The organism is Paraburkholderia sp. BL21I4N1 (assembly GCF_002973525.1).
Taxonomy (GTDB): domain Bacteria; phylum Pseudomonadota; class Gammaproteobacteria; order Burkholderiales; family Burkholderiaceae; genus Paraburkholderia.
On the sequence record NZ_PVEN01000009.1, the window covers coordinates 81,514 to 104,179 of the forward strand.

Here is a 22,666-nt window from a genome sequence, read left to right on the forward strand (position 1 = left end):
ATATCTCCTCGAACGGCAATGGATCGGGCAAGCTCCGGCCGACGACCCGTCCTGAGCACGGCACTCGAGCGATATCGCTTGAGTTATAGGTCGTCGTATGTCTATAGGCAGATTAGCATTGAGCCTTCAGGTTGTAACGGCCACGTATACCCGAATCCGCCGTAGCAATGGTAGTTCCGGTTGCATGTAACCCTCTCCGTGTTGTAGGATAACTTATATCTAAAGCGGTCTTTTAAGGAAAGCAAAATGTCTATTACCGGCGAAATGCTGATCGGTGGCCAAGCCGTGCGCGGCGGGGAAAAATCCCTGCATGCGTTCAATCCTGCCACGGGTGCCGACATCGCGGAGCCGGTCTTCGGCGGCGCTTCAGTGGCGGATGTCGGACGAGCCTGCGAGCTCGCGCAGCAGGCGTTCGAACCCTACCGGCATTTGCCGCTCGCGGTGCGCGCCGAGTTTCTCGACCGCATTGCCGATGGCATCACGGCGCTGGGCGACGCGCTGATCGAGCGTGCACAGCAGGAGTCAGGGTTGCCGAAGGCGCGCCTCGAGGGCGAGCGCGGCCGTACGACCGGCCAGCTCAAGCTGTTCGCGCAAGTGGTGCGCGCCGGGCAGTGGCTCGCGGCAACGCTCGATTCGCCGTTGCCGGAGCGCAAGCCGCTGCCGCGCTCCGATCTGCGGATGCAAAAGATTGCGCTCGGCCCGGTCGCGGTATTCGGTGCCAGCAATTTCCCGCTGGCGTTTTCGGTGGCCGGCGGCGATACCGCGGCAGCGCTCGCGGCGGGTTGCACGGTGGTGGTGAAGGCGCATCCGGCGCATCTGGGTACCTCGGAGATGGTCGGCCGGGTGATCCAGCGCGTCGCGCAGGAAATGGACTTGCCCGAGGGTGTGTTCTCGCTGGTCGTCGGCGCAGGTAATGCGATTGGCGAAGCGTTGGTCGCGCATCCGGCGATCAAGGCGGTGGGCTTCACCGGTTCGCGCGCGGGCGGTGTTGCGCTGATGCGTATCGCGGCGGCGCGTGTCGAGCCTATTCCGGTCTACGCCGAAATGAGCAGCATCAATCCGGTGTTTCTGCTGCCGGGCGCGCTGGCTGAGCGCGGCGAGAGCATTGCGCGCGGTTTCGTCGATTCGCTGGTGCTCGGCGCCGGGCAGTTCTGTACCAATCCGGGTCTCGCGATTGCCGTCGACAGCGACGCGCTCAAGGGCTTTATCGCCACGGCGTCCAGCGCGTTGAGCGGCAAGCCGGCGCAGACCATGCTGACGTCGGGCATTCATGCGGCTTATGAAGCCGGCGAAGGCAAGCTGGCGGCAATTCAGGGCGTGGAGGCCGTGGCGCATGGCGTCGACGCGACCGGCCCGACGCAGGCGTGCGCCGCGTTGTTCGTGACCGACGCTCAAACGTTCCTCGCCACGCCGGCGCTGGAAGACGAAGTGTTCGGACCCACCTCGACGATCGTGCGTTGCAAGGACGAGCAGGAAATGCTGGCCGTGGCCGAACATGTGGAAGGACAGCTGACGGCCACATTGCAGATGGATCGTGCGGATCTGGCGGCGGCGCAAAAGCTGGTGCCGATTCTGGAGCGCAAGGCCGGGCGGATTCTGGTCAACGGTTTCCCGACCGGTGTCGAAGTCTCGCATGCCATGGTGCATGGCGGTCCGTTCCCGGCGACTTCGGATAGCCGCGCGACGTCGGTGGGGACGACCTCGATCGAGCGCTTCCTGCGGCCGGTGTGCTACCAGGATTTCCCGGCGGAATTGCTGCCTGAAGCGCTGGCCGACGCGAATCCGCTGGACTTGTGGCGTCGCCGCGATGGGGAGATCACGCGGAGCTGAGTGGCGAATGCGAGTGATAAGCTTCTCAAGCGCTTATCACTCGACTGATTGGGTTGCGGCTAATCCTATCAATGCCCGAATCCGAGTTGAGAAGCTTTCCTCGCAGCGAACTTCGCGTGCATGGGGCGGATGACCTCCGCACCGCCCGCGCAAACAAAAAGCCCGTGATTCCGACAACGAAATCACGGGCTTTTTTCGCCTTTTCGCCACTAGCGTCAATAACGCCTCAGCTATTCGCCTCGGCGGTCTCATTCGCCCGCCGCAACCGCTCGCGGCTGTTCGACAGATGCATGCGCATGGCCGCGCGCGCGCCTTCCGCGTCGTGCCGGGAGATCGCTTCAAGAATGCTCTCGTGTTCGAGATTGACCAGCGACAGATACGCGTCCGGTTCCGCGCGCGCGATCCCCGCCGAATCGAGCCGGTTGCGCGGAATCAGCGCGCTGCCCATCTGCGTCAAGATGTCGACGAAGTAGCGGTTGCCGGTAGCGCGCGCCACCGAGATGTGGAACTGCAAATCGGCGTCAACGCTGTCCAGCCCGTTGTGACGCGTGGCCTCGATCGCGTCGAGCGCGGTGCGCATGCGCGCGAGGTCGTCGGGTTTGGCGCGTTGCGCGGCCAGTCCGGCGCATTCGGTTTCCAGGCTGATGCGCAGCTCCAGAATGGACAGCACGTCGCGTAGCGTGGTGGCGGGCACCATGTCGATGCCCAGCTTTTCGCGCTGCGGCTCCAGCACGAAGCTGCCGATGCCGTGACGCGTTTCGATGACCTTGCCCGCCTGCAAGCGGGAAATCGCCTCGCGAATCACGGTGCGGCTCACGCTCAGCGTGACCATCAACTGCGATTCGGTCGGCAGTTTGTCGCCGGGCTTCAAGGCGTTGGACGCGATCTGCTCGGTGACGTAGCTGACGACGAACTCGGCCAGATTGCGAGCGCGTCGCGGCGGTGCCGCGGATGCCAGTGGTGTAGCCATCGAAAACGCCCCTCAAATCAGATAGTTGCAGACACTTGTACGTATCATTATACCGTCGTCTGACGACTGATTATATAAACGCCAGATCATTTTCAGCCGTGCCGCCATCACCGCTGTTGGTGGCGCGCTCCTGCAAGCCTGGCGGGGCGTCGGCGCGTTTGCCGCCGCCGCCGTGGAAGTACGATAACCGCGCGGCAGACTAGCCGCGGCTCAACTCGACCCGCTGGATATCTTTCACGATCACGAGATAGCTGAACACGGTCAGCAGCGCGTTCACGCCGACGAACACCAGCGCGCCGTTGAACGAGCCGGTCTTTGCCACGAGGTAGCCGATCACGATCGGCGTGACGATGCCGGCCACGTTGCCGAACATGTTGAAGATCGCGCCCGACAAGCCGAGCGCTTCCTTCGGCGACGTATCCGCGACCACCGCCCAGCCGAGCGCGCCGATACCCTTGCCGAAGAACGCGAGCGACATCAGCGCGACGACGATCCAGTCGGTCGACACATAGTTGCAGCCGATGATGCACACCGACAGCAGCATGCCGCCCACAATCGGCACCTTGCGCGCGACGGTGAGCGAATGGCCGCGCCGGATCAGCCCATCGGACAGAATGCCGCCGAGCACGCCACCGGAGAAGCCGCAGATTGCCGGCAACGACGCGACCAGCCCCGCGTGCAGAATCGTCATGCCGCGCGCCTGCACCAGGTAGATCGGAAACCACGTCAGGAAGAAATAGGTCAGCACGTTGATGCAGTACTGCGCGAGATAGACGCCGAGCAGCATGCGATTACTGAGCAGTTGACGCACCAGGAACCAGCCGCCGGCTTGTGCGATGTCGTTGGGCCGGGCTTTCTGGTGGCCGTTCACCACGCCGCCGCCCTGTTCGATGTAGTCGAGCTCGGCGCGCGACACGCGCGGATGGTCGGCGGGATTCTTCATCACCATCAGCCACGTGAGGGCAAGCAGCAGCCCGGTCACGCCCATCACGAGATACACCATGTGCCAGCCGAACGCGTGGGTGAGCCACGCCATCAGCGGTGTGAACACGACCGCCGCGAAATATTGCGCCGAATTGAAAATGGCCGACGCCGTGCCGCGTTCCGTGGTGGGGAACCAGCTCGCCACCACCTTGGCATTGGCCGGAAACGCCGGCGATTCCGCCACGCCCATCGCGAAGCGCAGCACGAACAGGGCGGTAATGGCGGCGGCCGCGCTGCCCAGCAAGCCGATCGTGCCTTGCAGCAGCGTGAAGAGCGACCAGAAGAAAATGCTCGCCGCGTAGACGCGCCGTGCGCCGAAGCGATCCAGCAGCCAGCCGGCAGGCAATTGCGACAGCACATAGGCCCAGCTGAACGCGGAGAAGATGTAACCCATCCGGATCGCGTCGAGGCCGAACTCGCCGCGCATCGCCGAGCCGGTGATCGACAGCGTCGCGCGGTCCGCGTAGTTGAAGGTGGTGATCAGAAAGATCAGCAGCAGGATCGCGTAGCGGACCTTCGTGCGTTTCGCGGCATGGGCGGAACTCGCCATCCGGCTCATTTCCATCGTCATCTCCTGAATCGTTATGCGGGCGGCGCGCTGCCGCGCTACAAAAAACGCCCGGCGACGTTACCGTCCCGGGCGCTTCTGGCCATCGACAGTCAGCCGCGCGATTACTGCGGGCCGAGCGTCTTGATCAGCGCGTCGAGCTTCGCCATTTCTTCTTCGGTCAGGTCGGTCAACGGGGCGCGCACCGGGCCGGCGCTGTGGCCAACGAGCTTCGCGCCGGCCTTCACGATGCTGACCGCGTAGCCCGCGCGACGGTTGCGGATCGCGAGATACGGCAGGAAGAATTCGTCGATCAGCTTGCCGACGGTGGCGTGGTCGTCCGCGGCGATCGCGCGGTAGAAGTCCATCGCGGTCTTCGGAATGAAGTTGAACACCGCCGACGAATACACCGGCACGCCCAGCGCCTTATACGCCGCCGCATAGACTTCGGCGGTCGGCAGGCCGCCGAGGTACGAGAAGCGGTCGCCGAGACGGCGGCGGATCGTCACCATGTTTTCGATCTCGCCCACGCCGTCCTTGAAACCGATCAGGTTCGGGCAGCGCTCCGCCAGCCCTTCGAGCATGTCGGCGTTAAGCTTGGAATTGGCGCGGTTGTAAATGATCACGCCCATGTTCGGTACGGACTTGCAGACCTCTTCGGCGTGCGCGGCGATCCCTTCCTGGCAGGCTTCGGTCAGGTAGTGCGGCATCAGCAGAATGCCGTTCGCGCCATGGCGCTCGGCTTCTTTCGCGTAAGCGATCGCGACGCGCGTCGGGCCGCCCGCGCCGGCGAGGATCGGCACCTTGCCCTTGCAGACTTCGGCGGCGGTGCGCACCACGTTCGAATAGTCGTCGTGCGTGAGCGAGAAGAATTCACCCGTGCCGCCGGCCACGAACAGCGCCGACGCGCCGTACGGCGCGAGCCATTCGAGGCGCTCGGCATAAGTATCGGCGCGGAAATCGCCTTGTTCGTCGAAGTCGGTGACGGGGAAGGAGAGAAGGCCTTCCGAAACGATCTGCTTGAGTTCCTGCGGTGTCGTCATGATGAATATCCAGGCGGCGGTATGGGGTTGTTTGTCGAAATGGAGATTTCTTATACGTCATCGTACAACAACAAATCGTCTAACTCAACGGGGTTTTCGCGGCATAATGCACGCCATAGGGTAAATACGGAACGTCCACGCAATCTTTCATGTTGTAGGATGACGTATGAATAGCTGGCGCAGTGCGCGTGCAGCGCCATGAGGATCGATGCAATGGAACAATCTCCGCTCTACATTCGCGTTCACCCCAATGACAATGTCGCGATCGTCGTCAACGACGGCGGTCTGGGCGAGGGCGCCGTTTTCCCCGACGGCATTGCGCTGCGCGAACGCGTGCCGCAAGGCCATAAGGTCGCGCTGGCCGATCTGGCCGAAGGCGACGAGGTGATCCGCTATAACGTGGTGATCGGCTATGCGCTGAAGGCGTTGCCCAAGGGTAGCTGGATCAACGAGCACGTGATCCGCATGCCGAGCCCACCCGGACTCGAAGACCTGCCGATCGCCACCATCAAGGCACCGGAGATGCCGCCGCTCGAAGGCTTCACGTTCGAGGGCTATCGCAACGCGGACGGCTCGGTCGGCTCGCGCAACATTCTGGCGATCACGACCACCGTGCAATGCGTGGCCGACGTCGTGCAGCATGCGGTCACGCGCATCAAGGCCGAATTGCTGCCGCGCTATCCGAATATCGACGACGTGGTGAGCCTGGGCCACACCTACGGCTGCGGCGTCGCGATCGACGCGCCCGACGCGATGGTGCCGATCCGCACCGTGCGCAACATCAGTCTGAATCCGAACTTCGGCGGCGAGGTGATGATGGTCAGCCTCGGTTGCGAGAAGTTGCAGCCCGAGCGTCTGATGCCGCCCGGCACGATTCCGATCGCGGCGGCCGCGAACGTCGCGGAAATCGCCGACATCGGCGACGTCGAGGCCGACCTGAACGGCGACGTGGTGGTGCTGCAGGACGACGCGCACGTCGGCTTCCAGTCGATGATCGACTCGATCATGAGAATGGCCGAGGGGCATCTGAAGCGCCTGAACAATCGCCGTCGCGAGACGTGCCCCGCGGCCGATCTGGTGATCGGCGTGCAATGCGGCGGCAGCGACGCGTTTTCCGGGCTGACCGCGAATCCCGCGGTCGGCTTCGCGACCGACCTGCTGGTGCGGGCCGGCGCGACCGTGATGTTCTCCGAAGTCACCGAAGTGCGCGACGGCGTCGATCAGCTCACAGCGCGCGCGGCCAATGCGGACGTGGCGGCGGCAATCATCCGCGAAATGCAGTGGTATGACGATTATCTGAAGCGCGGCGGCGCCGACCGCAGCGCCAACACCACGCCCGGCAACAAGAAGGGCGGGCTGTCGAACATCGTCGAAAAGGCGATGGGCTCCATCATCAAGTCGGGTAATTCGGCGATCTCCGGCGTGTTGTCGCCGGGCGAAAAGGTCCGCCAGAAAGGGCTGATTTACGCGGCCACGCCGGCCAGCGATTTCATCTGCGGTACGCTGCAGGTGGCCGCCGGTATCAATCTGCACGTGTTCACCACGGGCCGCGGCACGCCGTACAGCCTCGCCGAAGTGCCCGTCATCAAGGTCGCCACCCGTTCCGATCTGGCGCGCCGCTGGCACGATCTGATGGACATCAACGCCGGCACGATCGCCACCGGCGCGGCCAGTATCGAAGACGTGGGCTGGGAACTGTTCCGGCTGATGCTCGACGTCGCTAGCGGACGCAAGCAAACTTGCGCGGAAAAACTCAAGCTTCACAATGCGTTGACGCTGTTCAATCCGGCGCCGGTGACCTGAGCGGCCGGGGGGGGGGGGGCTGGCTGGCTGCAGCGCAATCACACTTCTATCACGACATGACCGATTCGAATCCTGCTCACTCCGCGGCACAGAAACCCTTCCGCCGTCTGCTGCTTACTGGCGCTGCCGGCAACCTTGGCCAGCAATTGCGCGGCGCGCTCGCTGCGTGGGCCGATATCGTGCGCGTGACCGATATCGCGCCGCTCGGCGAGATAGCGGCGCACGAAGAAGCGTCGATCGTCGATCTCGCCGATGAGGCCGCGGTTCACGCGCTGCTCGACGGCGTCGACGCGGTGATTCATCTCGGCGGCATTTCCGTCGAGGCGCCGTTCGAAGATCTGATCGAGGCGAATATTCGCGGTCTCTACAACCTGTATTCGGCGGCGCAGAAGCAGGGCGTGAAGCGCATCGTTTATGCGAGCTCGAATCATGCGGTGGGTTTTCATCCGGTGACGGAGGTGGTGGATATCGACGCACCGCTGCGTCCCGATACCCTGTACGGCGTGACGAAGTGCTTCGGCGAATCGCTTTCGCGCTATTACTTCGATCGCTTCGGGCTCGAGACCGTGTGCCTGCGGATCGGTTCGTCGTTCGAGCAGCCGAAGAATCCACGCATGCTCGTGACGTTTCTGAGCTATCGCGACTTTATCGAGCTGGTGCGTTGCTCGCTGTTCACCAACCGCGTGGGTCACGCGATCGTCTACGGCGTGTCGGATAACCGCACCAAGTGGGTCGATAACACGAAGGCCGCGTTCCTCGGTTTTCGGCCGCAAGACAGCTCGGTCGAATTCGAGCATCTGTTTCCGGTCAGCGCGCCGACCGCCGATCTCGACGATCCGACCCAGCGTTTCCAGGGCGGCGCGTTCATACTTGCCGGTCCGATGGAGCCGAAGCGATGAGCGCCGCGGCGGCCCATCCGAAAGTGGAGCGTGTCGAGGCCGCGGGCCAGGCGCCCGCGATGGTCGGCGAAAGTCCGGTGTGGCGCGCGGCGGAGCAGGCGCTTTACTGGGTCGATATCCCCGCGCAAAAGATCGTACGCCTGGCGTTGGAGGCGGGTAAGCGCTCCGAATGGCGCTTGCTGGAGAAGGTCGCCTGCATCGCGTTCGATCGTCACGGCACCGTGCTGGCCGGTTGCGAAACAGGGCTGTTCGCCGTCACGCTGGGCGACACCGCAACGGCCGACGGTCAATCGCTTCAGGTCGAAGCGCATCGGCTCGCCGCACCGTCCTTCGCCTGCGACGACATGCGTTTCAACGACGGCCGGTGTGATCGCCAGGGGCGCTTCTGGTCCGGCACGATGGTGCAGGACATGTCACTGGCCAGGCCGGCCGGCGCGCTTTATCGTTTCGACGAGCGCGGCGTGCTGTCCGTGCCGGTGGTCGATGCGTTAATCACGCAAAACGGCCTGGCGTGGTCGCCGGACGGCGCGACGATGTATCTGTCGGACTCGCATCCGCTGCGCCGCCAGATCTGGGCATTCGATTACGACATCGGCACCGGCGAGCCGCGCAACCGGCGCGTGTTCGCCGATCTGCATCACTACGTGGGCCGTCCCGATGGCGCTGCGGTCGACGCCGACGGCTGCTACTGGATTTGCGCCAACGACGCGGGCCGACTGTTGCGCTTCACGCCGCAAGGCAAGCTGGATCGCGAGATCGTCGTGCCGGCCGTCAAGCCGGCCATGTGCGCGTTCGGCGGCCGCGACCTCGATACGCTGTTCGTGACCTCGATCCGGCCCGCAACGGGCGCGACCGAGCACGACGGGCACCTATTCGCCGTGCGCCCCGGCGTTACCGGCTTGCCGGAACCTGAATACGCGGGCGTCCTGTAAGCGACGCTGCAAACGTGACGCGCTGGGCGTGAATTCCTGCCCGGCGCACTTCTCTGCACACACTTCAATTCATCACTCGTCGTATGACTGTGTGGCATGCTCGCCACATTCACGCCATATTCGAGCCGCAGTCTCCTACGAGTAAACGGCGCGTCGCGAGACGCCTTCCCGCCCATGTCAGCTCGGCTGCAGCGGCCATAAGGCCTTGGCGTTGCGGCGCTTGAGTCATCTCTACCGGCGCGCTCAATTCTGCGGGTAAATACCGTCTGTACAACTCAAACTGTGTTTTATAGACTTCGTATGTCGTCGTACAACATACGAGCCCAAACAAATTCCTTTCTCGAATTTAAGGACAACAGCAGGACAAGGTGGCCGCAGCGCGGCGTGCCGAGGCAGTCGAAGTAAAAGTAAAAGATGTCGAGTTGTCTGACAGGAGTGCTGGAATCGGTGCCGGGGACAGTGCACAGACCAGCACGGCGAAGCGTCCGCTGCCCGCACGGGTGAGCGAGCGCGAAGCCGGGAGACGCAGTAAAGCCATACCGCATTCGTACTGGCCTTCCGCTAGCAGCCCTCCGCAATCGGCCAATCGATTGGATGGTCCATTTACAAGGAATGTCACGATGAACAAGAAGTTCGCCTCTTCCCGTGTTTCGATGATCGTTGCCGCGTCGGTGCTGGCCTTCAGTGCCGCGTCGGCTGAAGCGCGCGTGTTCCGTGTTTCGGACGTGCACGGCGACACCTATCCGACCAACATGGCCGTGAAATACATGGGTGACGAGATCAGCAAGGCCACCGGCGGCAAGGACACCGTGAAGGTGTTCGGCAACAGCGCGCTGGGCTCCGAAAACGACACGGTCGATCAGGTGCGCATCGGTGCGCTCGACATGGCGCGCGCCAACGGCGCCGCGTTCAACGAGATCGTTCCCGAGTCGATGATTCCGTCGCTGCCGTTCCTGTTCCGCGACATCGACCATTTCCGCAAAGTGATGTATGGCCCGGAAGGTCAGAAGATTCTCGACGCCTTCAAGGCGAAGGGCATGATCGCGCTCACGTTCTACGAGAGCGGCGCACGTTCGATCTACGCGAAGAAGGCGATTCATTCGCCGGCCGACATGAAGGGCCTGAAGGTGCGCGTGCAACCTTCCGATCTGATGGTCGACGAGATTCGCGCGATGGGCGGCACGCCGACGCCGATGCCGTTCGCCGAAGTCTATACGGGCCTGAAGACGGGTCTCGTGGACGCAGCGGAAAACAACCTGCCGTCGTACGAAGAAACCAAGCACTTCGAAGTGGCGAACGTCTATTCCGAAACCCAGCATTCCATGACGCCGGAAGTCCTGGTGTTCTCGAAGAAGGTGTGGGACACGCTGACGCCGCAAGAGCAGGACATCATCAAGAAGGCTGCGGCCGACTCGGTGCCGTACTACCAGAAGCTCTGGACCGCGCGTGAGAACGACGCGGCGAAGACGGTCACCAAGGGCGGCGCGACCATCATTCCGGCGGCGCAGATCGATCGCGCCGCGTTCGTGAAGGCGATGCAGCCGGTCTGGGCGAAATACGAAAAGACCCCGCAAATGAAGCAGATCGTCGACGAGATTCAGGCCATCAAATAAGGCTTGCGAGTCGCGCGGAGCGTGACAGCCGCCGTGGGATAAGCCTGGCAGACGAACCTGCTGGGCTTTTACTCCGTGTGCCGTGCCACGCCACACCGCGCGCAGGAAGTCGACATGAATGGCTGATTTATTAAAGACAGGTCCGCGGTAAAAGGATGGGGTCAATGAGATTCATAAAGCGCCCAAATGATTTTCTGTTTCACGCGCTGGTTATCGTGGCGTCGGTGAGTCTTGCCGTGCTCAGCCTGCTCGTGATCTATAGCGTCGTGATGCGCTACGTTTTCGACGACGCGCCCGATTTCGTCGAGCCCATCGCGCTGCTGCTGGTGATCGTCATCGCCATGTTCGGCGCCGCGTTGAAAGTGCGCGAGGGCGGCCACATCGGGCTCGATTCGCTGGTCACAAAGCTGCCGCCGAAAGGGCAGGTGATGGCGGCCGCGTTTCAACATCTTTGTCTGATCGCATTGGCCGTGGCGATTTTCTTCGGCTGTCTGCAAATGGCCGAAACCACCATGGAAGACCGGATTCCGATTCTCGGTTTGCCCGAAGGCGTGCGCTATTGCATTCCGGTCGTTGCCAGCGTTTGCATTGCCTTGTTCTCGATCGAGAACCTGCTCGCGCTTTTCGTCAAGAAACACAACTAGAGCAATCATGGAACTTGCCATTCTCGCCGTCAGTTTCCTCGTCTTTCTCGTTCTCGGGGTTCCTGTTTCGTTCGCGTTGGGACTGTCGTGCGTCCTGACTTATCTGTACGAAGGCCTGCCCGCGGCCACCGCCATGCAGGCGATGATTTCGGGTATCAACGGCTTTTCGTTTCTCGCGGTGCCGTTCTTCATTCTGTCCGGTGAGCTAATGCTGCACGGCGGCATCGCCGACCGCATCCTGCGTTTCGCGCAAGCCGCCGTCGGGCATTTCCGCGGCGGCCTCGGCATGGCCAACGTGGTCGCCTGCACGCTGTTCGGCGGGGTGTCCGGTTCACCGTCGGCGGATACGTCGGCCATGGGCGGCGTGGTCATTCCGTTGATGAAGCGTGAAGGCTACAGCGCGGCCTATGCGGTCAATGTGACGACCCATTCGTCGCTGGTGGGCGCGTTGATGCCGACCTCGACGAACATGATCATCTACGCGTTCGCGGCCCAGGGCATTACGGGCACGTTGAACGGTCACCAGATGAGCGGTGTGTCGATCGGCGATCTGCTGTTCTCCGGTCTGCTGCCGGTGCTGTGGGTGATGGGCTTCGTGCTGCTCGCCGCGTACTGGCAAGCGGTCAAGTACGGTTATCCGCGCCGTCCCGACGGTTCGACCGAACTGCAGAAATTCCCCGGCTGGTACGCGGTGGCCCGAACGTTCGTCGGCGCCGTGCCCGGTTTGATGGTGATCGCGATCATTCTGTTCTGTGTCGCCAAGGGCATTGCTACCGCGACCGAAGCCGCAGCGATCGCCGTGTTCTATTCGCTGGTGCTGACCGTCGTCGTGTATCGCTCGATGACGATGAAGAAGCTGTTCCACGCACTCTCGAAAGCGGCGAAGACGACCGGCGTGGTGCTGCTGCTGATCGGCGTGTCGAACATGCTGCGTTACCAGATGGCTTATCTGGAGATTCCGGACGCGATCGAACGCATGCTCGACGGCGCGACCAGCATGCCGTGGCTGATGCTGTTGTACATCAACCTGCTGCAGGTTTTCCTGGGCACGTTCGTCGACATGGCGGCGCATATCCTGATCACGACGCCGCTGTTCCTGCCGATGGCGATGCATGCCGGCGTGGGGCCGGTGCAGTTCGGCATCATGATTCTGCTGAACTGTTCGTTAGGCCTCGTGCATCCGCCGATCGGTTCGGTGCAGTTCATCGGCTGCGCGATCGGCAACGTGTCGATCGGCGAGACCACCAAGGTGGCCTGGCCGTACTACCTGGCCATTTTCAGCGCGATCAATATCGTCACCTATGTACCGATGTTTTCGACCTGGCTGCCGAGCCTGATCAATGGCCACCCGGTGTTCTGAGCGGATTCATATTCACACTCGGCGGCGCCCGCGCGGCGCCGTGAATCAAAAAATAATTTTCAACAGAGGAGCACAAATGAAAAAGGCACTAGCAACTTCTGCGCTTGGGTTGGTCGCCCTTGGCGCGCACGCTCAGAGCAGCGTGACGTTGTACGGGATCGTCGATACCGGGATCGGTTATCAGAGCAGTCAGACGTCGCTCGGGTCGACCTCGGGCGGTCGCTCGGCGGTCAAGATGGTCAACGGGATCTGGGCGGGTAGCCGCTTCGGTTTGAAGGGTGGTGAGGATCTGGGCGGCGGCACCAAGGCGATCTTCCAGTTGGAAGAGGGCTTCAACAGCGCCACTGGCGCGCAAGGCGTTTCCGGTCTGGCGTTCAACCGCCAGGCGTATGTGGGCGTCGCCAACACCACGTACGGTACGTTGACGGCCGGCCGCCAGTACACGTCGTATTACACGCTGCTGTCGCCGTATAGCCCGACCACGTGGCTGACCGGCGCCTACGGCGCGCACCCGGGCGATATCGATTCGCTCGACACGCTGTACCGCGCGAACAATTCGCTGGTGTACACGTCGCCGAATTTCTACGGTTTCACGGCAAGCGGTTCGTACTCGCTGGGCGGTGTGGCAGGCAGCCTGAACGCCGGTTCGACGTGGAGCGCGGCGCTGCAATACATTACCGGTCCGTTCGGTATCGCGGTGGGCTTCCAGCGTATCAACAACTCGACGCCGGGCGGCGGCGCGTGGGGTGCGGATTCCACGACGTCGAACGCGGGCGCGCAGGCGGGTGTGTCGGGCATCAACAACGGCTATCAGAAATCGGCGGCGCAGCAACGCGTGGCCGTGACCGGCGGTTACGCGTTCAGCTCGTCATGGGACGTGTCGTTCTCGTACTCGAACGTGCAGTACGTGGCGGGCATCAATTCGCCGTTCCACACCACCGCGATCTTCAACACGGGTGGCGCGGTGCTGCACTACCGTCCGGTGACGGCGCTGGATCTGGCTGCTGGCTATAGCTATACGCGCGCCACGCAGGCGAACGGCATTACGAGTTCGGCGCGTTATCAGCAGTTCAACCTGTCGCAGTACTACAGCCTCTCCAAGCGTACCGGTCTGTACGCGCTCGAGGCGTATCAGCGCGCGGGCGGCCAGACGCTGGCGACGAACGGCACCAGCATCATCAACGCAACGGCCGATATCGGCGACGGTCAGAACAGCGCACCGTCGTCGTCACGCAGCCAGTTCGCCGCGGGCGTGGGTATTATCCACAAGTTCTAAGCGGTGCTTTTAGTGGCGGCGTAGGACGTGATTGTGCGCTTTACGCCGCCGCCGCGACGCGTTTCAGACAAGCGTCGCGGCGCTGTACTCACTGCGCGTGCAATGCGCGCGGAATTCTGGACGACAGGTTAGGTGCTCACGCAACCTTCAAGCCACGCCTCAAGCCTCGGCGTCCGACCACAAACGCCCCCCCGTTGCCCAGTTTTCGCGTTTCACGTCGGTCAAAATTATGTCCACCGAATTCGGTTCGACGTTGAGCGACTCGCAGGTCGCTTTCGTGATGGCTTCGACGAACTGGCGTTTCTGTTCCACCGTGCGGCCTTCGAAGAGTTCGATATGAAACGTGGGCATGACATGACTCCGTTAAAGAATTGAGGTAACGCGGGCCGTGTGGCGCGAGTTCCGTGAGGACGTCAGTGACGATAAGCGCGATCGATTCGATCGAGCTTGCGCAGCAACGCAGGCCATTCGAGCGCGCCTTCAATAGCGCCGCCATCGTAAAGCTGTTCGGCGGTACGCGCCGCGATCGCATCGCTCGGCACCACCAGTTCCGCGCCGCATGCTTGCGCCTGCAACTGGATTTCACATGCCTTGAGCAGTGTCGCCATCAGCACGTAGGCTTCGGCCACCGTGCGACCGGCGGTCAGCGTGCCGTGATTGCGCAGCAGCATGGCGGGTTTGTCGGCGAGATGCGCGATGAGACGCTCGCCCTCGCTCGGTGAGAACGCGAGGCCTTCGTAGTCGTGATAGGCGAGTTGGCCATAAAAGCGCAGCGCGTGTTGCGATGCGGGCAGCAAACCGGCCGGTTGCGCCGACACCGCCACACCGGCCGTATTGTGCAGATGCATCACGCAGAACGCGTCCGCGCGCGCCGCGTGAACGGCGGCGTGCAGCGCGAAGCCGGTCGCATTCACCGGATGCTCGCTCTTGCCGATAATGTTGCCGTCGATATCGATCTTGACGAGGTTCGACGCGCACACTTCGTCAAAGGCGAGGCCGAACGGATTGATCAGAAAGTGGCCCGGTTCGCCGGGCACGCTGGCGGAGATATGCGTGTAGATCAGATCGTCCCAGCCGTTGAGCGCGGCGAGACGATACGCTGCGGCGAGGTCGACGCGCGTCTGTTGCTCCGCTTCGGACAGCGGTCCCGTTTCGGCGATACGGCCGGCAGGGGCATGAGTGAAAGACATGTTTGTCTCCAGTCCCATTCAATCAGGAAAGTTGCCGAGAGCGATCGATGCGTTTCATCGCGTCTCGCGCCACGGCACCGCGCGTGAAGCGATGCCGAAACCATTGCACGCTCCAGCTCGCGAGCACGAACGGTGCCGTCATGGCCGGCCAGCCGAAGTAGCTCGCCACCGCTTGCAACAGCACCGCGACGCCTACGCCGCTGAGCGTTGCCGCGGCGCCGCAATCGGCCAGCGCGATCGCAGTCAGCGCGCCGTTGAATCCTAACAGGCCCGCGTCGAGCGAACTCGCCGTGGCGCCGAGCCACACATGCGCCATGCTGGCGAGCGCGCTGCCGGTCAGCGCCCACAGCGCGTGCCTGCGTGACGCCGCAGCGATCCCGATCAGCACAAGCAGGCCCGGCAGTGCGCCCGAGGCAAAGCCGGGTTGTGCGAGCGCGCCAAGTAGGCCGTTCAGCCATTGCGTTGCCATGAACGGTTGCGTGACCGCCTGGGTTGCCACCGGTGCGCCGCTCGTCATCATCGGCAGCCAAAGCCATGTGACAATCAGAAACGGGCTGGAAAAGACGCCTAGCCCGTTCGCGCGCAGCCGGCGCGACCATGGTTCGAGAAACCACGCGGTCGCGGTCGCGGCGAGAATCGCCACGGCGGCGGCCGTCGCATTGTCGGCGATGAAATTGAACGCGGCGAGACCCGCCAGCGCGCCGTTGAAGCCGTGCAGTCCATCGCGCGTATCGGCTTCCCGATAGCCGGCCAGCATGGCGCTCACATTGGCCGCGGTCGCGCCCATCAGCGCCGCGCAGGCGAGGCGCGGGTCGGCCAGCAGCCATCCGGCGAGCAGGCACGCGCCGGTGAACGCATTCGGCTGCAGCACGATCTGGCCGAGACTGCGCAACAGGGTGCGCAGGGCGGCGGATTTTGCTTGGGTCGAGGCGGCGTGCATGGTTTCAGGCGTGGTATGAATTCGACGACGCGCGCGACACGACACTCAAGCGTCAGGTGCGGGCCAGGTCGGAATGGAGCGGAACCGCGAGCATAGGCTAGCGGCGCCGCCGCGGGCATCGCGGGGCGTTGATAGTGGCTATTTGCGACACCTTGCTCGCTGCATGGGCGTGCGCAACGCTGTGTCGGCGAACCGAAAGCTTTCGCGCCGGGATAGGAAACCCCTGAACCCGGCGAACACCCGGCGCAACCCGATGCATGCGGGCCGCGCCGTTTCAAAAGGAGGCAGGCCATGCGTGAACTACGATGGACTTCGGAAGAGGGCGAAGGAATCGAACATCTCGCGTTCGACGTCCGCGAGGACGGCTTCGCGGTGGAAAGCGTGGTGGTCGGACAGCGCTACGGCAAGGCGTATGGATTGCACTACACGGTGCGCTGCGACGTGCAATGGCGCACGACGCATGCGTGGCTGAAGATCGTCGGCGGCGCAGAGCTCGAATTGCACGGCGACGGTCAGGGCCATTGGCGCGACGGTCACGGCCTCGTGCTGAGCGCGCTCGATGGTTGCATCGACATCGACATTGCCGCCACGCCTTACACCAACACGTTGCCGATCCGGCGTCTGCAATTGGCGGAAGGCGCGCGTCAGCCGATTTCGGTGGCGTATATCTCGACGCCGGATTTGCAGGTCACGCGCGCCGAGCAGGCGTATGCGTGCATTGCGCTGAACCGTGAATATCGCTACGAAGGCCTGTTCCGCAACTTCACGGCGAATCTGACGGTCGACGAAGACGGTCTCGTGATCGACTATCCCACGCTGTTCACACGCCTGCCGCGCGAGCGCTGATCGTCGCGCCGGGCGTCTCTTCAAGACCGGCGCGGTGCTGCTCGACAAAGCGTTCGACCAGCGCGGCAATCCGCTCGGGTTCGCGCAGCACGACCCAATGGCCTGCATCGATCTCCGTGCGCTGATACGGGCCGAGCCATCTCTCCAGCCCGAGCGATAGCGCCGGCCCGACATAGCGGTCGCGCAGCGGCACGATGAACTGCACCGGCGCATGCGCATGGCGCGAGCGCGGCCGCAGCAATTTGTCGATGAAATTCGCGCGATACAGATTCAGACCGTTGAGCGCGTTGCGCGTTTGCGCGGGGTCGCGCTCAGGGCGCATGCGTTCGGTCACGCGCAGCCATAGCGGCCAGAAGCGGGCGCCGCCGGCGCGCCACACCAGCTCCGGCAGCCACGGCAGATGGAAAAAGACGATGTACCAGGACTTGAGCGTTTGCCGCAGACCGCTGCCGAACGGGCGTTTGACGGGTTGATGCGCCGCTTGATCCGCGGTCTGCTGCGTTATCTGCGCATCATCGTCCCCGCGCAATCCGAGCGACGCGTGATCGAGACACGGCCCGGAAATCGACGTATACGACGCAATGCGGCCTTTGAACGCGGGATCGGCTACCGCCTCCCAACTCTGAATCGATCCCCAGTCGTGGCCGACCAGATGAAACGGCCGCGAGCCGCAGGTTGCGTCGGCCACCGCCAGCAGGTCCGCGGCCAGACGTTCCAGCCGGTAAGCGCCGCGCGTGGCCGGCGCTTCGGAGGCGCCCGCGCCGCGCACGTCGTAACTGATAACGCGGTAGCGCGCATCCAGTTGCGCGCGCACCGGTTCCCACACAGCAGCCGAATCGGGATAACCGTGCACCAGCACGATTGGCGGCGCGTCGCGCGGCCCGCTGACGTAGACCGCGAGCCGCACGTCGCCGGCCACGACCGCCAGCGTGTCGCGTATCACGCGGCCGCCTGGGCGCCGCGCCGCGCGGCTTTGCGGGTGCTCGGGAGGCTCGCATTGGTGGCGTCGACGGCGGCGACGAGACCGTCGATCCGCGCCAGCTGCGCGCGATTGTCGTGATCCCACGGATGGAAGCCGGGCCGGAAAAAGCTCAGCCATTCGCCGGCAATCCGCGGAAACACGCCATGACGCGGACCGTACAGATATTTGACGACTCGCCACATGCCGCGAATATGGCCGCCGCGTTTGCGGTCGGCGATCAGCAGACGCAGGTGGAAGTCGAACACGATCAACCAGAACGTGAAGGTGGTGGCCAGCATGGTGCCGGTGCGCAGCAGGTACCGGCCGAGGCCGGGCTTGAGCACGGTGTTCCACACGTCGTACGAAACGGCCTTGTGCTCGGTTTCCTCCAGCGCATGCCAGGTCCACATCTGGGCATAGCCTTCCACCGAGCCGCCGATGCGCGTCGCGTCTTCCAGCAGTAGGGCCGCCAGCATCGCCGTGTAGTGTTCGAGGCAAACGGTGACCGCGAGCTGATACGAATGCGGCAACACTTTACGGCCGAAGTTGAGGATCGCCCACAGCCGCTTGTCGAGTTTGTGCGCCGGCAGTCCGGCTTCCTGCAGCAGGTCGTTGTATTCGATGTGCTCGCGCGTATGCATCGCTTCCTGGCCGATGAAGCCGAGCACCTGTTTCTTCAGCACGGGGTCGTCGATCTGGTCGCGATAGTTGCGCACGCTATCCATGAAGAAACGCTCGCCCGCCGGAAATAGCAGCGACAACGCGTTGAAGAAGTGTGTCACATGCGAGCCCTGCACGTGCCAGTCGCAGGCACGTTCCGGCGGCAGGTTGAAACGGAGGTCGCGGCGAACCGGCATCATGGCCTTTCTCCTTGTGATCCTGAACGTTCTGTCGAAGCGGTTGATGAAGTGACGCGTGTCATACGCGCCTGCCGTCGATCTGCGCGGCGCGGCGGGCGCGTTTTTCGGCGAGACGCTTCATGCGGCGCGCCTGCATCACGACCAGCGCCTGATACGCCGCCGGCAAGGTGCGCGCGAGCCAGTCGGCGGCGCGCGCATCGCGTCCTATCAGCACGCGGCGTTTGTTCTTGCGCACGCCGTCGAGAATCACGCGCGCGGCTTCGTCGGCGGTGGTGATGAAGAACTTCTCGAAGTCGTCCTTGCCTTGCTGTTCGTTTTCCAGCATGAAGCCGACCATGTTGGGCGCGATCCGGCTCGATTGCGCGATGCCCGTGTGAATGCCGCCGGGATGCACGCAGGTTGCCGACACGCCGCACTTCATCAGATCGAGTTCCTGGCGCAGCGATTCGGTGAAGCCGCGCACCGCGAATTTGGTGGCGTTGTAGCCGCTCATGCCGGGCTGCGCGAACAGGCCGAACACGCTCGACGTATTCACGATATGCCCCGCGCCCGAGGCCTTGATATACGGCAGAAACGCTTTCGTGCCATGCACCACGCCCCAGAAGTTGACGCCGACGATCCACTCGAGATCGGTGTAGTCCATGCCTTCGATCGTGCTGGACAGCGCCACGCCCGCGTTGTTGAACACGAGGTTGACGCGCCGATGCTGCGCGGCCGTTTCCGCGGCCCAGTCGACCATCGCGGCACGGTCCGCGACGTCGAGCACGCGCGTGGTGATGAGCAGCGGCGCGCCGACGATCTGCGGCGCGGCGGCTTGCGCGAGTTGCGCGGTGTCGGCGAGGCTTGCGGCGTTGCGGTCGGCGAGCGCGAGATGGCAGCCTTCGCGCGCCAGTCGAATCGCGAGCGAGCGGCCCATGCCCGAGCCTGCGCCGGTGATCGCGGCCACTCTGTCGGTGAAGTTTTTCATTGGCTTATCTCCTGTTCAACGTTGTCGTTGTTGTTGTCCGGATCAGGTTGCTTCCGCCGACGCGGCGACCGGCGCATCCAGCGGCGCTCCCAGCGGTCCATGCATCGCTTCACCCATCGGTGGCTGCGCTGGCGCATAGGCGACGTAATCGTCCATGCTGAAGGTGCTGGTGGCCTGGCGGAATTTGTACGCAAACCCCGGCCACAGCGTGGTGTTCTTGCCGGTCTTCGGATCGAGGTACCAGCTTTTGCAGCCGCCGGTCGACCAGATCGCGCGATTGAGCTTCTGCTGGATGCGCTCGTTATAGGCGCGCTCCACCTGCGGGCGCACTTCGATCGCGGCGGCGCGTTCGGCGTTCATCGTCTGCAGCGCGCGCAGGATGTACTCGACCTGCGACTCGATCATGAACACCATCGAGTTGTGGCCGAGCCCGGTGTTCGGACCCACGACCATGAAGAAGTTCGGATAGCCCGGCAACGCGGTGCCCAGATACGCATGCGCGCCATCGCGCCATGTATCGACGATATCGACGCCGCCACGCCCACGCACCACACCCGGCGGAAACGGATCGGCGACCTGGAAGCCGGTGCCGAAGATCAGACAGTCGGCCGGATGGCGCGCGCCGTCGGTCGTGATCACCGCGTCTTCCTCGATGCGGGCGATGCCGGTAGTGGTCACCGCCACGTTCTGGCGCGACAGCGCGGGGAAGTAGTCGTTGGAAATCAGCACGCGCTTGCAGCCCATCGTGTAGTTCGGCGTCAGCGTGGCGCGCAGTTGCGGGTCGGGCACCTGGCGGCGCAGATGCCGCTCGGCGACCTTCTGCGCGGTTTTCATCAGCGACGGATGAATCGCGAAACCGAGCGCCCGCGATTCGAGCATGCAGTACAGCGCCGAACGCATGATCTTCTGCGTGAACGGCACATGTTTGAAGAGCCACTGTTCGAGCGGCTTCACCGGGCGGTCGGCCTTCGGCATGATCCACGGCGGGGTGCGCTGGAACAATTCCAGATGCGCGACGCGCGGCGCGATCTGCGGCACGAACTGGATCGCGCTCGCGCCGGTGCCGATCACGGCGACACGTTTGCCGTCGAGCGGATAGCCGTGGTCCCATTGCTGCGAATGGAACGTCTTGCCGCGAAATTTTTCGATCCCCGGAATGTCGGGCAGGGCGGCGCGCGACAGGCCGCCCATCGCCGAAATCAGCACCCGCGCCGACCATTGCCGGCCGTTCGCGAACGTCAGTTGCCAGCGGTGGCGGATCTCGTCGTAAGTGGCGCTTGCCAGTTCATGGCCAAAACGCACATGACGCTGAACGCCGAAGCGCTGCGCGCATTCCTCGAGGTAACCGCGGATTTCCGGCTGGCGCGCGAACATGCGGGTCCAGTGCGGATTCGGGGCGAAGGAGAACGAATAGACGTGCGATTGGACGTCGCAAGCGCAACCGGGATAGTGGTTGTCGCGCCAGGTGCCGCCGACCGACGCGGCCTTTTCCGCGATGATGAAGTCGGTCAGGCCGGCTTGCCGCAGGCGAATCGCCATGCCGAGCCCCGCAAAGCCGGAGCCGATGATGGCGATGTCGGTATCGACCGGCGCGGATGCCTCTGCGGCGGCCTCGTGGGGCGTCATGCGTGCGTTCATCCGATCCGTCTCCTTTTTTACCGTCTTAACTGTTACATTGGTTGATGTAACAATAGAGGCGAGTAACGGATGACGCAAGAAGCCGGTTAGATGTCCGACTCTAGGAGCGGCCGCACGCTGCGATCGGTCGGGCTGTTGGCGGTGGGTCTATTTGGCCGCGAGCGTCGCCGTGGCAACGGGGTTTTGCCAGACGGCGTCCTTCACGGCGATTTTCCGAGGAATCAGGTGAGCGCCGTAAAAGGCGTCCGCGACGCCTTGCTGCGAGCGGGCGATGTCGTCGGTGACGATGGTGGTGCCGTACGGATAGCGGCGCACCCATGTTTCGACCAGTTTCGGGTCGAGGCCCACCTTTGGCGCGATCAGCGCGGCGGTTTCCACCGGATGCGCGTTGACCCACAGGCCGGCCGCGCGCAATTGCCCGAGAATCGCGCCGACGACCTCGGGATGCTGCTGGGCGAAGTCGCGAGTGGCCTCGTAGAAGTTGTAGGCAGCGTTGAGACCCGTGTAGTCCACCAGGGTGCGCGCCTTCAACGTCTGCTGTGCCGACGCATAGTAGGGATCCCAGATCGCCCACGCGTCGACGCTGCCGCTTTCGAATGCCGCGCGCGCGTCGGCGGGCGCCAGGTAAACCGGACGAACGTCGTCGTAACGCAGGCCGGCTTTTTTCAGCGCTTCGAGCAGCAGATAATTCGCGCTCGACCCTTTCTGCAGCGCGATCCGTTTGCCTTTGAGATCGGCGACATTGCGCAGCGTCGAATCGCTTCGCACCAGAATTGCTTCCGCGTGCTCGCCGGACGGCTCCGCGCCGACATAAACGAAGTTCACGCCGCCGGCTTGTGCGAACACCGGCGGCGGCGCGCCGGTATAGCCGAAGTCGACGCTGTTCGCGTTCAGCGCTTCGAGCAGTTGCGGTCCCGCTGGGAATTCGAACCACTTGATGCTGTAGCCGAGCGGTTTGAGCCGTTCGTCGAGCGAGCCTTGGGCCTTCAGGATCGCGAGCAGGCCGGACTTCTGGTAGCCGATGCGCAGGACTTGGGTGGAGTCGCTGACGTCGTGGGAGTGATTGCCGCCTGACTGCGCGGTGGCGTTGAAGGTGGTGAAGGTGGTGAATGCCGTCAGCAAAGCGGCCGCGACGTGAAGCGAAAAACGGGCGTGACGGGTCATGCGGCGAATCTCCATGGCGTGCGATTGTGATTGCGCCGGCCGGGCTTCGTCAGCGCGGTCCGTGTGCACGCGAGTCATGTGAGAGGACGTGACTTGAAGTACAGGGAGGCGCCAGCGCTGGGAAACACGTCGCGGCGACGTTCAGGGATCGTCGCATGGACGTGGCGCCCCACCAACGAAGCAATGGAGATTTGAATAT

At 63.5% G+C, this 22,666-nt stretch carries 20 protein-coding genes; 9 read left to right on the forward strand and 11 right to left on the reverse strand.

The window, feature by feature from the left end; translation table 11 throughout:
- Nucleotides 1-246: 246 nt before the first annotated feature.
- A complete protein-coding gene (locus tag B0G83_RS22585; protein WP_105509630.1) occupies nucleotides 247-1,830 on the forward strand; it encodes an aldehyde dehydrogenase (NADP(+)) in 1,584 nt (527 codons plus the stop codon).
- 226 nt (nucleotides 1,831-2,056) lie between these two features.
- Here the strand turns inward: B0G83_RS22585 and B0G83_RS22590 are convergent, their stop codons facing one another.
- The 3 genes from B0G83_RS22590 to kdgD form a co-directional block, all read right to left on the reverse strand.
- On the reverse strand, nucleotides 2,057-2,800 hold the full coding sequence (locus tag B0G83_RS22590) for a FadR/GntR family transcriptional regulator (protein WP_105509631.1): 744 nt from the start codon (nucleotides 2,798-2,800) through the stop codon (nucleotides 2,057-2,059).
- A 199-nt stretch (nucleotides 2,801-2,999) separates the two neighbouring features.
- Nucleotides 3,000-4,349 carry an MFS transporter gene (locus tag B0G83_RS22595; RefSeq protein WP_105509782.1) on the reverse strand — a complete coding sequence of 450 codons (1,350 nt, stop codon included), beginning with the start codon at nucleotides 4,347-4,349 and terminating at the stop codon, nucleotides 3,000-3,002.
- A gap of 107 nt (nucleotides 4,350-4,456) precedes the next feature.
- Nucleotides 4,457-5,374, reverse strand: coding sequence for a 5-dehydro-4-deoxyglucarate dehydratase (gene kdgD, locus B0G83_RS22600; protein WP_105509632.1), 918 nt, complete (start codon nucleotides 5,372-5,374; stop codon nucleotides 4,457-4,459).
- Between the two features lie 213 nt (nucleotides 5,375-5,587).
- On the opposite strand from kdgD, the gene garD reads away from it, so the two are divergent.
- The 7 genes from garD (at nucleotide 5,588) to B0G83_RS22635 (ending at nucleotide 13,901) form a co-directional block, all read left to right on the forward strand.
- Entirely contained in the window at nucleotides 5,588-7,177 is a 1,590-nt protein-coding gene (gene garD / locus B0G83_RS22605) for a galactarate dehydratase (protein WP_105509633.1), read from the forward strand.
- Between the two features lie 56 nt (nucleotides 7,178-7,233).
- Nucleotides 7,234-8,076 (forward strand): NAD(P)-dependent oxidoreductase, encoded by an 843-nt coding sequence (locus B0G83_RS22610; RefSeq protein WP_105509634.1) that lies wholly within the window; start codon nucleotides 7,234-7,236, stop codon nucleotides 8,074-8,076.
- Complete coding sequence (locus tag B0G83_RS22615; RefSeq protein WP_105509635.1) at nucleotides 8,073-9,008, forward strand: SMP-30/gluconolactonase/LRE family protein; 936 nt, start codon at nucleotides 8,073-8,075, stop codon at nucleotides 9,006-9,008. Before B0G83_RS22610 ends, B0G83_RS22615 begins: the two co-directional genes overlap by 4 nt.
- Before the next feature lie 620 nt (nucleotides 9,009-9,628).
- Nucleotides 9,629-10,621 (forward strand): TRAP transporter substrate-binding protein, encoded by a 993-nt coding sequence (locus B0G83_RS22620; RefSeq protein ID WP_035556540.1) that lies wholly within the window; start codon nucleotides 9,629-9,631, stop codon nucleotides 10,619-10,621.
- A gap of 164 nt (nucleotides 10,622-10,785) precedes the next feature.
- On the forward strand, nucleotides 10,786-11,265 hold the full coding sequence (locus B0G83_RS22625; RefSeq protein WP_105509636.1) for a TRAP transporter small permease: 480 nt from the start codon (nucleotides 10,786-10,788) through the stop codon (nucleotides 11,263-11,265).
- 7 nt (nucleotides 11,266-11,272) lie between these two features.
- Nucleotides 11,273-12,625: a TRAP transporter large permease gene (locus B0G83_RS22630; RefSeq protein WP_105509637.1), complete on the forward strand. Its 1,353-nt coding sequence runs from the start codon at nucleotides 11,273-11,275 to the stop codon at nucleotides 12,623-12,625.
- 76 nt (nucleotides 12,626-12,701) lie between these two features.
- Nucleotides 12,702-13,901 (forward strand): porin, encoded by a 1,200-nt coding sequence (locus tag B0G83_RS22635; protein ID WP_105509638.1) that lies wholly within the window; start codon nucleotides 12,702-12,704, stop codon nucleotides 13,899-13,901.
- A 159-nt stretch (nucleotides 13,902-14,060) separates the two neighbouring features.
- Here the strand turns inward: B0G83_RS22635 and B0G83_RS22640 are convergent, their stop codons facing one another.
- The 3 genes from B0G83_RS22640 to B0G83_RS22650 all read right to left on the reverse strand — a co-directional run bounded on the left by B0G83_RS22640 (nucleotide 14,061) and on the right by B0G83_RS22650 (nucleotide 16,031).
- Nucleotides 14,061-14,252 (reverse strand): 4-oxalocrotonate tautomerase, encoded by a 192-nt coding sequence (locus tag B0G83_RS22640; RefSeq protein ID WP_105509639.1) that lies wholly within the window; start codon nucleotides 14,250-14,252, stop codon nucleotides 14,061-14,063.
- Nucleotides 14,253-14,314: 62 nt separating this feature from the next.
- Nucleotides 14,315-15,091 carry a class II aldolase/adducin family protein gene (locus B0G83_RS22645; protein ID WP_105509640.1) on the reverse strand — a complete coding sequence of 259 codons (777 nt, stop codon included), beginning with the start codon at nucleotides 15,089-15,091 and terminating at the stop codon, nucleotides 14,315-14,317.
- A 22-nt stretch (nucleotides 15,092-15,113) separates the two neighbouring features.
- A complete protein-coding gene (locus tag B0G83_RS22650) occupies nucleotides 15,114-16,031 on the reverse strand; it encodes an urea transporter (RefSeq protein ID WP_105509641.1) in 918 nt (305 codons plus the stop codon).
- A gap of 291 nt (nucleotides 16,032-16,322) precedes the next feature.
- Here B0G83_RS22650 and B0G83_RS22655 point away from each other — a divergent pair, with 291 nt between their 5' ends.
- A complete protein-coding gene (locus B0G83_RS22655) occupies nucleotides 16,323-16,877 on the forward strand; it encodes a putative glycolipid-binding domain-containing protein (RefSeq protein ID WP_105509642.1) in 555 nt (184 codons plus the stop codon).
- Here B0G83_RS22655 and B0G83_RS22660 read toward each other — a convergent pair.
- The 5 genes from B0G83_RS22660 to B0G83_RS22680 all read right to left on the reverse strand — a co-directional run bounded on the left by B0G83_RS22660 (nucleotide 16,852) and on the right by B0G83_RS22680 (nucleotide 22,467).
- Nucleotides 16,852-17,820 carry an alpha/beta fold hydrolase gene (locus tag B0G83_RS22660; protein WP_105509643.1) on the reverse strand — a complete coding sequence of 323 codons (969 nt, stop codon included), beginning with the start codon at nucleotides 17,818-17,820 and terminating at the stop codon, nucleotides 16,852-16,854. The genes B0G83_RS22655 and B0G83_RS22660 overlap by 26 nt on opposite strands.
- Nucleotides 17,817-18,698, reverse strand: a complete 882-nt coding sequence (locus B0G83_RS22665; protein WP_105509644.1) for a metal-dependent hydrolase — start codon at nucleotides 18,696-18,698, stop codon at nucleotides 17,817-17,819. Before B0G83_RS22665 ends, B0G83_RS22660 begins: the two co-directional genes overlap by 4 nt.
- 58 nt (nucleotides 18,699-18,756) lie before the next feature.
- On the reverse strand, nucleotides 18,757-19,665 hold the full coding sequence (locus B0G83_RS22670) for an SDR family oxidoreductase (RefSeq protein WP_105509645.1): 909 nt from the start codon (nucleotides 19,663-19,665) through the stop codon (nucleotides 18,757-18,759).
- A gap of 42 nt (nucleotides 19,666-19,707) precedes the next feature.
- Entirely contained in the window at nucleotides 19,708-21,303 is a 1,596-nt protein-coding gene (locus tag B0G83_RS22675; RefSeq protein WP_105509646.1) for an NAD(P)/FAD-dependent oxidoreductase, read from the reverse strand.
- 147 nt (nucleotides 21,304-21,450) lie between these two features.
- The gene (locus tag B0G83_RS22680) at nucleotides 21,451-22,467 is read right to left on the reverse strand and encodes a sulfonate ABC transporter substrate-binding protein (RefSeq protein ID WP_105509783.1); all 1,017 of its coding nucleotides are present in this window, start codon (nucleotides 22,465-22,467) and stop codon (nucleotides 21,451-21,453) included.
- Nucleotides 22,468-22,666: the final 199 nt, after the last annotated feature.